Annotated in this window: 1 pseudogene; it reads left to right on the forward strand. The window is 29.3% G+C overall.

The annotated features are described in order from the left end of the window. Positions 1-242, forward strand: a pseudogene (locus ELQ16_RS09885) (hypothetical protein); the annotation flags it as partial.

Below are 242 nucleotides of genomic sequence, written 5' to 3' on the forward strand. Positions count from 1 at the left end.
CACCTAATGGATTAACATTAGATGTGGAAAAAGATACCAATAAAATACTATTTAAAGAAAATATTAAACCCACAGGCGATTATACCCAAGAATATTCCAAAGCGGTTTTTAAATCTTATCATATTATGAAAAACTCCCCCTACAAAGACTATAAACCCCAATACTTAGATCCTAACTTTTATACAGGACAAGCTTCTACTTTACTTGAATTTAAAGATTGGCAAAGCATATATTTAAAAGAT

Source organism: Campylobacter sp. US33a, from assembly GCF_004378855.1.
Classification (GTDB): Bacteria; Campylobacterota; Campylobacteria; order Campylobacterales; family Campylobacteraceae; genus Campylobacter_D.